Origin of the sequence: Pseudomonas sp. P7759, assembly GCF_013386445.1 — a bacterium.
GTDB lineage: Bacteria > Pseudomonadota > Gammaproteobacteria > Pseudomonadales > Pseudomonadaceae > Aquipseudomonas > Aquipseudomonas azotoformans_A.
In genome coordinates this window covers 147,131-157,197 of the sequence record NZ_JACART010000039.1, presented here as the reverse complement: position 1 = coordinate 157,197, position 10,067 = coordinate 147,131, and the positions used below count along the sequence as shown (strand labels likewise).

General features: G+C 62.6%; 10 protein-coding genes. 5 read left to right on the top strand and 5 right to left on the bottom strand.

Annotated features, from left to right (window positions below; all coding sequences use genetic code 11):
- Positions 1–66 precede the first annotated feature (66 nt).
- The 3 genes from HX823_RS24720 to HX823_RS24710 form a co-directional block, all read right to left on the bottom strand.
- Positions 67–678 (bottom strand): PolC-type DNA polymerase III, encoded by a 612-nt coding sequence (locus HX823_RS24720; protein ID WP_177077139.1) that lies wholly within the window; start codon positions 676–678, stop codon positions 67–69.
- Between the two features lie 25 nt (positions 679–703).
- Positions 704–1,180 carry an NYN domain-containing protein gene (locus tag HX823_RS24715; RefSeq protein ID WP_177077137.1) on the bottom strand — a complete coding sequence of 159 codons (477 nt, stop codon included), beginning with the start codon at positions 1,178–1,180 and terminating at the stop codon, positions 704–706.
- 117 nt (positions 1,181–1,297) lie between these two features.
- Complete coding sequence (locus HX823_RS24710) at positions 1,298–2,035, bottom strand: DUF2076 domain-containing protein (protein ID WP_038847542.1); 738 nt, start codon at positions 2,033–2,035, stop codon at positions 1,298–1,300.
- A gap of 176 nt (positions 2,036–2,211) precedes the next feature.
- Here HX823_RS24710 and HX823_RS24705 point away from each other — a divergent pair, with 176 nt between their 5' ends.
- Both HX823_RS24705 and HX823_RS24700 read left to right on the top strand, forming a co-directional pair.
- Complete coding sequence (locus tag HX823_RS24705) at positions 2,212–2,871, top strand: YciC family protein (RefSeq protein WP_033896516.1); 660 nt, start codon at positions 2,212–2,214, stop codon at positions 2,869–2,871.
- 40 nt (positions 2,872–2,911) lie between these two features.
- The gene (locus HX823_RS24700) at positions 2,912–4,000 is read left to right on the top strand and encodes an endonuclease/exonuclease/phosphatase family protein (protein ID WP_177077135.1); all 1,089 of its coding nucleotides are present in this window, start codon (positions 2,912–2,914) and stop codon (positions 3,998–4,000) included.
- Here the strand turns inward: HX823_RS24700 and hrpB are convergent, their stop codons facing one another.
- Positions 4,001–6,508 (bottom strand): ATP-dependent helicase HrpB, encoded by a 2,508-nt coding sequence (hrpB, locus tag HX823_RS24695; protein ID WP_177077133.1) that lies wholly within the window; start codon positions 6,506–6,508, stop codon positions 4,001–4,003.
- 124 nt (positions 6,509–6,632) lie between these two features.
- Between hrpB and HX823_RS24690 the strand changes: the two genes are divergently transcribed.
- Together HX823_RS24690 and HX823_RS24685 are read left to right on the top strand one after the other, a co-directional pair.
- Positions 6,633–7,052, top strand: coding sequence for a hypothetical protein (locus tag HX823_RS24690; protein WP_016978610.1), 420 nt, complete (start codon positions 6,633–6,635; stop codon positions 7,050–7,052).
- A 15-nt stretch (positions 7,053–7,067) separates the two neighbouring features.
- Positions 7,068–7,961 (top strand): cation diffusion facilitator family transporter, encoded by an 894-nt coding sequence (locus HX823_RS24685; protein ID WP_033896460.1) that lies wholly within the window; start codon positions 7,068–7,070, stop codon positions 7,959–7,961.
- On the opposite strand, the gene HX823_RS24680 is transcribed toward HX823_RS24685, so the two are convergent.
- Positions 7,958–9,034, bottom strand: coding sequence for a DUF6515 family protein (locus tag HX823_RS24680; RefSeq protein ID WP_177077132.1), 1,077 nt, complete (start codon positions 9,032–9,034; stop codon positions 7,958–7,960). The genes HX823_RS24685 and HX823_RS24680 overlap by 4 nt on opposite strands.
- A 397-nt stretch (positions 9,035–9,431) precedes the next feature.
- On the opposite strand from HX823_RS24680, the gene HX823_RS24675 reads away from it, so the two are divergent.
- Positions 9,432–9,911 carry an Lrp/AsnC family transcriptional regulator gene (locus tag HX823_RS24675; RefSeq protein WP_003194418.1) on the top strand — a complete coding sequence of 160 codons (480 nt, stop codon included), beginning with the start codon at positions 9,432–9,434 and terminating at the stop codon, positions 9,909–9,911.
- Positions 9,912–10,067: the final 156 nt, after the last annotated feature.

Below are 10,067 nucleotides of genomic sequence, written 5' to 3'. Positions count from 1 at the left end.
AAGCCCGCTCACCACAAAAAGCCCGCTCACCACAAAAGCACCCTCCCACACGGATTTGTGGCGAGGTCAGAACCCGCGATGCTTCATCAGGTGCTCATTGATCTTCGCCGCCGGCACTTTCTGCAAGGTGCACAGCAGGTCGTGGGACAGTTCACGCAAGCCATGCGTACCACGCAGCTCTTGGGCCAAATGGGCCGTGAGGTTGGCCGCCATCTCCGCATCCGCCATCGCCCGGTGGGCCTTGCCGGTGTGGGGCAGTTGGGCGTAGGCGTTCAGCGTGCCGAGCTTGTGGTTGGGCGCCGATGGCATGAGGCGACGCGCCAGTAGCAGTGAGCAGGCGAACTTCTGCAAGCGCGTCCGGCGAATCAGACCCAGCTCAAAGTCCCAGAACTTCTGGTCGAACGCGGCGTTGTGCGCCAGCAACGGTGTGACGCCGACGAACTCATTGACCTCATTCATCACCCGCTCCGCCGGCGGCGCGCTGCGCAGCATGGCGTTGCTGATGCCGGTGAGTTGTTCGATGAACGCGGGCACATGCACGCCGGTTTTCATCAGGCTCTGGTAGCGGTCCACGATCTGGCCACGCTCAAGGATGACCACCGCGATTTCCGTGGCCCGGCAGTGGCTGCTCGGGGTGATGCCGGTGGTTTCAAAGTCGATGACCGCTATACGTTCCAAACCTGTTCCAACTCCGTCTTGGCATTTATTTGAGCAACAACGCGCCTTCGATCGGCACATAACGGCTGGCGGCGCGTATCAATGAATTGGCCGTCAGCCCTGGTACACCATAAGCCACGGCTTCGACGCCATGCTTGTGGGTAACCCGGTCGAGCAGCATGTCGAAATCACCGTCACCGGAAGCCAGCACGATTTCGTCGACGTGGTCGGCGGCGTCCATGATGTCGATGGTGATGCCCACGTCCCAGTCGCCCTTGGCCGAGCCGTCGCTGCGCTGGATGTAGGGCTTGAGTTTTACCGTAAAGCCCAGGTTGCGCAGGATCTGCTGGAATTGCTGCTGCTTGCTGTCGCCACGGTCGATGGCATACGCGTACGCCTCGACGATCTGCCCGCGCGAGCTGATGTCAGCCCACAGCGCGGCGTAGTTGAAGTGGCAACCATAGGCCTGGCGGACGGTGTAATAGAGGTTTTGCACATCGGCGAACACTGCAATTTTCTTCACCGCACTTCCTCATGACAGCCAGGCGCCAGGGCCCGGAAAGGGTGCCAGTATGCCAGCCGCGAGAAGGTTTCCGGGAAAAATCAGACCGGGGCGACTAGTCGCCCCGGTCTGCGTGGGTCAGACGAAGGAATCGTCATCGCCGAAAGAAGAAGAGTCGTCGGAATAATCGCTGTCGGCAAAGCTGTCCGAGTTGTTGCTGCCCCAGCTGTCATTGCCGGCGTACTTCTGGTCGTCGTTGCCCCAGTTGCCGTTGTCACTGGCAGGCGCTGGCTCTTCGCGGATGATTTCTTCCACGACTTGCGGCTGTTGCGAGCTGTGGTTGAACAGGCTGCTGATGCCTTCGGCCAGCAACACACCACCGGCTACGCCAGCCGCAGTTTTCATCGCGCCGCCGAGAAAGCCGCTGCCCACCGGAGCGGCCGGAGCAGGTTGTTGATAATTCTGCTGCGGTGCAGGCTGGCTGAACCCAGGCCGCGCCGGTTCGCGCCAGCCGCCACCGGAAGACGGCGGTGCACTTTGAGCCGGCTGCTGATCACGGGAACCGCCACCGCCAAAGATGCTCGACAGGAAACCACCGCTGCTCGCCGGAGCAGGCTGCGCGGATTTAGCCCGCTGCAGCTCTTCCTGCAATTGCTGGATCTGTTGCGCCTGCTGCTTGTTCTGCGCGTCGAGGCTCTTGAGCGCATGTTCCTGCACCAGGATCGACTGGGTCATGTAATACCCGGCCGCCGGTTGGCGCGTCATGTGCTCCTTGATCCGCGCTTCGGCCTGGGCGTCGCGGGGGGCTGAGTCCGTTTCGGCTTGTTGCAACCGTGAAAACAGTCCATCGATCAGGGTTTGCTCTTCGCTGTTCATGGCGACCTCGTTAGATTGCCGGTAGAAATCGTGGTCTCGCCTTTAATCAGGCGCCGTCCTAGTTATGGGGGTGTTACGAGTTGTTTCAATGGTCTTTACTCAAGGTTTACGTTTGCTTACCTCCGGTGATGATCGGTTAAAGTGTTGCCCTTGCTTTCAGGCCTGCGATGAACTTGATGAATCCGTTAGACGTGCTGCGCGACTCCTTCCGTTTCACCCAACGCAACCTGGGCGCCATCGTCCAGCTGTGTCTGCCGTTGGTGATTTTCGAAGCCCTGCTGCAACAGGTGCTCAACCACGTCGTCGGCCCGGATGCGTTTCCCGGCTATAGCGTGGTGGTGGGGTTGCTGGTGTACCCGCTGTATACCGGCGCGCTGATCCTGTTTCTGGACGCTCGCACCCGTGGCGAATCGCCGCGCACTAAAGATGTGTGGGCCATGGCCCTCACGCTATGGCCGCGCTTCGCCCTGCTGACGGCCATGAGCACGCTGCTGATTCTGCTGGGGCTGTCGCTGTATTTCCTGCCGGGGCTGTGGCTGATGGTGGTACTGGCGTTTGCCGAGTACTTGCTGGTGCTGCGCGGCATGCCAGCGTTGGCGGCAATGAAGGAAAGTTTCCGCCTGAGCCGTGGGCATTTCTGGCTGATCCTGGTGTGCCTGCTGTGTGTGATGACGCCGCTGTGGTTGCTCAAAGGCGCCAGCGTTGCGGCCTACCCAACGCCCGCGCCGCTGCTGGGGCTGTTTCTGGACAGCGCCCACAGCTTCCTGCAGCTGTTTACCAGCGTGGTGCTGTTCCGTTTATTCATGCTGATCGGTGGCGATGCCGACGCGCGGTGATATGCTCCGTGCCACCTCTGAAACGCTATAAGCCGAGCCGATGACCCGTTTATTGCGCATCACCTTGCTGGGCCTGTTGATCATTGCAGGCCTGCTCACCGCCCTGATCTACAGCCTGACCTGGCGCCCCGAGGCGAAGGAAACCCTGCCGGTGAGCTGCGTCGCACCCCGCGCGCCCACGCTGTTGCCGGGGCAAGCGCTCAAGGTCATGACCTGGAACGTGCAATACCTGGCCGGCAAGAACTATGTGTTCTGGTACGACACCGCCGACGGCAGCGGCCCCGACGACCGCCCCACCGTGGAAGACATGGCCGCCAGCCTCGACGAAGTGGCGCGGGTGATTCGCGATGAACAGCCCGACATCCTCCTGCTGCAGGAACTCGACGAAAACGCCAAGCCTTCCCACTACCAGGACCAACTGGCCCTTTTGCAGGAGCGCCTGGTCGACCTCTACCCGTGCAGCGCCCAGGCCTTCGACTGGAAAGCCGACTTCGTGCCAGACCTGCACATCTTCGGCAGTGTCGGCCGCAAACTGGCGACCCTCAGCCGCTACCAGATCGAACACGCCGAACGCCTGCAATTGCCGACGCCCGAGGCCAACATCCTTAGCCGCCAGTTCCAGCCCAAGCCCGCCTTGCTCCTGACCTACCTGCCCTTGAGCGATGGCGGCCAACTCGCGGTGCTCAACACCCGCCTGGACGGCGTTGCTCCTGGCCGCAGCGCAGTGCTGGAGCAGGTCAAAACCACGGTCAAACTGCTGGATAAATTCGAAGGCCGTGGCACGCCCTGGCTGATCGGCGGGGACTTCAACCTGCTGCCCCTCGGCCAGTTCCTGCGCCTGGACGCCACCAAACGCAGGCAGTATTCGCCGGACAGCGAGCTGCATTTGCTGTGGGACAAATACCCAATGATCCCGAGCAATAGCCAATCCAGCGGGATTGATCGTGAGCAATGGCTGACGCACTTCCCCAACGACCCGAGCGTGGACGGGCCGGATCGTACGCTGGATTACCTGTTCTACAGCCCGCGGATCAAGCGGGTGGAAGCCAAGGTGCGGCAGGAGGATACGTTGCGTATTTCCAACCATTTGCCGGTGATTGCGCGGTTCCTGCTACCGGCCGCGCAATAGTCACTTGCGCGGTTTGATCCGCGCCGTCGCCTCGGCCACCAATGGATCATCCGGCCAATAGTGCTTGGGGTACCGCCCCTTCAAATCCTTCTTCACCTCGGCATAAGTACTGCGCCAGAAGTTCGCCAGATCCTGCGTCACCTGCACTGGCCGCCGCGCCGGGGACAGCAAATGAAGCTTCACCACCTGGCGGCCGCCAGCAATGCGCGGGGTGTCGGCCAGCCCGAACAGTTCCTGCAAGCGCACCGCCAGGATCGGCGGCTGTTCGCTGTAGTCCAAACGCACCGACGAACCCGACGGCACTTTCACATGCTGCGGCGCCAGTTCGTCCAAACGTTGGGGCAGCGGCCAGGGCAGCAGGTTGTGCAGGAAGCTTGAGATGTCCAGGTTGGCGAAATGGCTCAAGCGCGAGACTTTGCCCAGGTAGGGCATCAGCCAGTGTTCGAGGCTGGCGAGTAGCGCCTTGTCACTGATATCCGGCCATTCGCTGGTTTTGCCGGCGTCGAGCTGGCGCAACAACAGGACGCGGGCCTGCCATTGGCGCAGTTCCGGCGTCCACGGCAGCAGCTCCAGGCCTTTGCGGCGGACCAGGTTGACCAGCGCCTGGCTGCGGGCGGACTCGTCGAGGCCGGTGAGCGGTTCGCGGCTGAGCACCAGTTCACCGACTTTGCGTTGGCGTTCGGCGCGCAGGACGCCTTCGCGTTCGTCCCAATCCAGCTGGTCGACATTACGCACTTGCTCGGCCAGCACCGTGTCGAACAGCGCCGGATCAAAATCCGCCGCCAGATAGATGCGCTCTTCACGCTGGCCCTGCCGGCTGCCCAGGTCAGCGATGACCAGCCAGGCTTGTTTCATCAGGCTGTCGGCTTCGGCGAACAGCGCCGCGCGGCCGTTGGCCAGGCGATATTCAGCACCGCCGGGACGACGCTGCTGGGCGACGCGATCCGGGTAGGCCAGTGCCAGCAAGGCGCCAAGCCAGCGCGGATGATCGGGGTCGGCAACGGCTTGAGTCGCCTGGCCTCTCAAGTAACCGCGATATTGTCGCGCCAGTTGCTTGGCCCGCTGCACGCCGCCTTGGGTGCCGCGTGCGCGTTCTTCGCCGGACAACAGCGCCAACCGACTGTGCAAATCCGCACCGCCACCGCGCAAGATATCGCGCTCTCCCAGCAAGGCGGCCACGTCGCAGGCCGTCGAGGCCAACCCAAGATCCTGCCCGCGCAGCAGCAGATGGGCGATACGCGGATGGGCCGGCAACTCGGCCATCTTCTGCCCATGGGCGGTGAGTTTTTCTTCATTCAAGGCGCCGAGGCGCACCAGCAAATCCTGAGCCTGGCCGTATGCAGCGGTTGGCGGCACATCCAGCCACACCAGTTGATTAGGCGTGACACCCCAACGCGCGAGTTGCAAGGCGAGGCCGGCCAGGTCGGCGGCGAGGATTTCCGCACTGCCATAAGCGGCCAGGCCTTCGTGCTGGTCCTCGGACCACAGGCGATAACACACGCCCGGCTCCAGGCGCCCTGCCCGGCCGGCACGCTGGGTGGCGCTGGCGCGGGAGATACGTTGGGTGTCGAGGCGGGTCATGCCGCTGCCCGGGTCGAAACGCGGCACCCGCGCCAACCCGGCGTCGATCACCACGCGCACGCCGTTGATGGTCAGGCTGGTCTCGGCAATGTTGGTCGCCAGCACCACTTTGCGTTTACCGGCCGGGGCCGGGTCGATGGCGGCGCGTTGGGCGTTGAGGTCCAGTTCGCCATGCAGCGGGCACAGCAGCACATCGGTGCGTTCGCCGAGAGCGTCGGCCAGTTGCTGGTTGACCCGACGAATCTCGGCCTGCCCCGGCAGGAACACCAGCACGCTGCCGGTTTCGTCGTGCAGGGCTTCGAGAATGGTCTGCACCACACGCGGTTCGATGAACTCGCCGGGCTGATAAGGGCGCCCCCAGCGCATCTGCACCGGGAACATGCGGCCTTCGCTGCGCAGGATCGGCGCGTCGTCCAGCAGACTGGCCAGGCGCTCGCCTTCAAGGGTGGCGGACATCAGCAGGATTTTCAGCGGTTGATCATCGCGAAACAGTTCGCGGCCGTTGAGACTCAGGGCCAGCGCCAGGTCGGCGTCGAGGCTGCGTTCGTGGAATTCGTCGAAGATCAACAAACCCACGCCGTCCAGCGCCGGGTCATCCTGCAGGCGGCGCGTGAGGATGCCTTCGGTGACCACTTCGATGCGCGTGTTGGGGCCGACTTTGCTGTCCAGACGAATGCGATAGCCGACGGTTTCACCGACCTTTTCGCCCAACTCACTGGCCAAGCGTTCGGCCGCCGCACGGGCTGCAAGACGGCGCGGTTCTAGCATCAGGATGGTCTGCCCGGCCAGCCAGGGTTCGTTCAATAATGCCAAGGGCACGCGGGTGGTTTTACCGGCGCCGGGGGGCGCTTCGAGCACGGCTTCATGGCGATTCGCCAAGGCGTCACGCAGTGCAGGTAAAACTTCATCAATCGGCAACGAATTCATACTGGCTCCAAAGCAGAGCGGCGAGTATAACGGCGAACTGCCGAGTGCCGACGATGGTCTCAAGGCCATTGCCATAAGGCCGTTGCTATATAGTCCCGTATCAACCGTGTTCAGGAGAGTCTCCATGCGTATCGCTTCCCGTGTCATTGGCGGTGTCCTCGCCGTCACCCTGCTGAGCCAATTGACGGCCTGCGGTTCGATCTTCTATCCGGACCGCCGTGGCCAGATCGACGGCAAGATCGACCCGACCATTGCCGTGCTCGACGCCGTGGGCCTGCTGTTCTATGTGATCCCCGGCCTGATCGCGTTCGGCGTGGACTTCGCCACCGGTGCCATCTACTTCGAACCGGGCAAGACCGCCCAGGTCGACCCGCAAAAACTTCACGAAGCCATCGGCGCCGACGGCAAGGTCGACAACGCCAAGCTGCAAAGCATCATCCAGAACGAAACCGGCCGCAGCCTGCCGCTGGACGACCCGCGCATGATCCAGTTCAAGGGCAGCGTGCAACAGCTCGCCAGCCTGGGCCTGCAACCCGCCGCTTAAGGATCCGAGCCGCCTATGACCAGCAGTCCCGAACACGCCAGGCTCCTGCGCCTGGCCACTCGCGCCTCGGTGGGCGTGGCTTGTGCGCTGATTATCACCAAGGCCATCGCCTGGTGGCTCAGCGGCTCGGTGAGCATGCTCGCCGGGTTGACCGACTCGCTGTTGGACGGCGTGACCTCGCTGCTGAACCTGCTGGCAGTGCACTACGCCCTGCGCCCGGCCGATGACGATCACCGTTATGGGCACGGCAAGGCGGAGTCGCTGTCGGGCATGGCCCAGGCGCTGTTTATCGGTGGCAGTGCGGTGTTGATCGCGTTCCAGGCCTATCAGCGTCTGCAACACCCGGAACCGGTGGGCGCGCCGTGGTTGAGCATTGGCGTGATCGTGTTTTCCCTGGTGCTGACCGTGGCGTTGCTGATGCTGCAACACCGGGTGATCCGCGAAACCGGCTCCAACGCCGTGCGCGCGGACTCATTGCACTACCGCTCTGACCTGATGCTCAACGGCAGCATTTTGGTGGCGCTGGTGTTGGCGGGGTTTGGCTACCATCAGGTCGACGCCTGGTTCGGCCTGGGCATTGCCGCCTACATTTTGTGGAGCGCCATCCAGATCGCCCGTGAAAGCTTTGCGGTATTGATGGATGAAGAACTACCACCGGACGTCAGCCAGCACATGCTGGAACTTGCCCGTGGCGTACCGGGCGTCTTGGGCGCGCATGATTTGCGCACGCGGATTTCCGGCAGCCACTGGTTTGTGCAGCTGCACCTGGAATTGCCGGGGGAATTGACGCTGTCAGTGGCCCACGGCATCAGCGACCAGGCCGCCGATGCGATTCACAAGGCTTACCCGCGTGCCGAAGTGCTGGTGCACGCCGACCCGCGGGAAGTGGTCACCGGCAATAAAACCTAGTACTGCACCTGATAACCACGACTGCTCAGGCAGTTGCCTTGGGCCTGGCGGTAGGTTTGCACCACCGCCGGATCGGGGGCGTAGGTGACTTGCTGCGGGTCGAAGCCACTTTGCTGCACGGCCCAGCGATAACAGTCATACCCGTCCTGCTGCACCTGGGCCGGTGACTGGCCGTTGGCGGGGTACGCCACCACGTCATAGCCATTGCCTTGCGGCGCGGGCTGCGGTGCCGGTACGGCGGCCGGCGGTTGCACCACCACGTACTGCTGGGAACTGCTTTCGTAGGTGTAGTAGGAACCCGCCGCGAGGAAGAACAGCGCGCTGCCGATCCACACTTCACGCGCGTAGTCCGGCAGGTAATGCACACGGATGCCGTACGGTGGCGTCACCACCACGTAGCGCGGGCCTTGCGGACGGTACCAATAGCCGCCGGAGTAGAAGTAATCCTGGCCACGGTAAGGCACGCGGTAATTGCGATCAGGGAAACGGTCGATCACGTAGCCTGGGCGATGTTGCGGGCCAGGGCCCCAACCGTTGCCATGGCCGTCGGGGCGACCGGGCCAGCGGTTGTCGCCGGGATGACCATTGCCATTGTTGTACCCACCGCCATTGTTACCGGGACGTGAGCCTGGGCCGCCGGCTTCCCAGTGCTGGTTGCCGTCATTGCGTCGAGGGATGTCGCGGTAATAGCCCTGGCGTGGTTCCTGGGTCTGGCGCACGGTGTCGGGGCGACTTTGGATCGGCAGGTTACTTGAAGGCTGGGGTTGTGGCTGCTGCACTGGCCGCCCCTGCTCATTGCCTTGCGGACGCCCTTGCCATTGACCACCACCGTTCTGGCCACCGCGATCAAAATGCTGATTCTGCGGGCGTGGCTGGTTGTTTTCCGGCCGTGGCTGATTGTTCTGCGGACGCGGCTGTTCATTACCGCCCCCTGGCCGTGCGCCCTGCGGCCCTCTTTCATGCTGACCACCGCCCTCACCGCGCGGCCCGTTGTCCCGTTCGTCGGCCACTGCCTGGGCGCCAATGGTGACAACCAGCAAACCTACACCTGCCAAACGCCAGATGCGCTTCATGCTATTCCTCACTGCGGATTAGGGCCTGTCCATGAGACTGGAAAAGCCAGGCCCGGTTCTCGGACAGGTTATCAGCAGGCAAAAGAAAAGGGGTGACCCGTCGGCCACCCCTTGAGAACTTCGTCCTGGCTCAACGCTTTTGACGTTGGCTCACCTCACGCCGTCTTGTGGACAGTGTGCAGCCTGGAGGCCGGCTCAACCCTGCTGGGGTGGCGGCCGCAGCGGGCCTGATTGGGCGGGCTGCTGTGGACTGTTGTCCAGGCGGTGATTCTGTTGATAAAGATACCCGCCAGCGCCCGACAGATGATTGCGAAGATTGCGTCAATAAACAGTGCTTGCGCAATTTTTAACCCTTCATGGATAATTCACCGCAATAGTTACGACATAGGCCATCCCAATGAGCAAGCTTGACCGATACGACCTGAGTATTTTGGCGGAATTGCAACGTGATGCGAGGATCTCCAACCAGGAGCTGGCCGAACGCATCGGCTTGTCGCCGTCGCCGTGCTCGCGCCGGGTCAAGCAGTTGGAGGATGACGGCTACATCGCTCGCCAGGTCGCCTTGCTCGACCGCAAGATGCTTGGCCTGAGCCTGACCGCCTATGTGCTGATCGGCATGGACCGCCACACCCCCGAGCGTTTCGAGAACTTCGAAGCGGCGATCCGCACCCTGCCCCAGGTGCTGGAATGCAGTTTGGTCACCGGGATGGATGCGGACTATCAGCTGAAAGTAGTGGTGCCGGACATGGACCACTACCAGAAACTGCTGCTGGGTCACCTGACCCGTATTGAAGGCGTGACCAGCGTGCGCTCCAGCTTTGTGCTGAACCAGGTGCTCAACAGCACAGAGTTGCCGCTGACGCACCTGCGCACCTGATCTCAAGAACAATGCAGATCCCCTGTGGGAGCGGGCTTGCTCGCGAATGCAGTCTGTCAGTTAATACCTATATGACTGATACACCGCATTCGCGAGCAAGCCCGCTCCCACATTTTGACCGTGCACGACGCAGGTCAATGTTGCGCCTTTGACGCT

Coding starts and splice junctions, on each gene's coding strand:
- HX823_RS24710 (WP_038847542.1), bottom strand. CDS start 2,035: ATGAACAGCGAAGAGCAAACCCTGATCGATGGACTGTTTTCACGGTTG.
- HX823_RS24700 (WP_177077135.1), top strand. CDS start 2,912: ATGACCCGTTTATTGCGCATCACCTTGCTGGGCCTGTTGATCATTGCA.
- hrpB (WP_177077133.1), bottom strand. CDS start 6,508: ATGAATTCGTTGCCGATTGATGAAGTTTTACCTGCACTGCGTGACGCC.
- HX823_RS24675 (WP_003194418.1), top strand. CDS start 9,432: ATGAGCAAGCTTGACCGATACGACCTGAGTATTTTGGCGGAATTGCAA.
- HX823_RS24705 (WP_033896516.1), top strand. CDS start 2,212: ATGAATCCGTTAGACGTGCTGCGCGACTCCTTCCGTTTCACCCAACGC.
- HX823_RS24680 (WP_177077132.1), bottom strand. CDS start 9,034: ATGAAGCGCATCTGGCGTTTGGCAGGTGTAGGTTTGCTGGTTGTCACC.
- HX823_RS24690 (WP_016978610.1), top strand. CDS start 6,633: ATGCGTATCGCTTCCCGTGTCATTGGCGGTGTCCTCGCCGTCACCCTG.
- HX823_RS24685 (WP_033896460.1), top strand. CDS start 7,068: ATGACCAGCAGTCCCGAACACGCCAGGCTCCTGCGCCTGGCCACTCGC.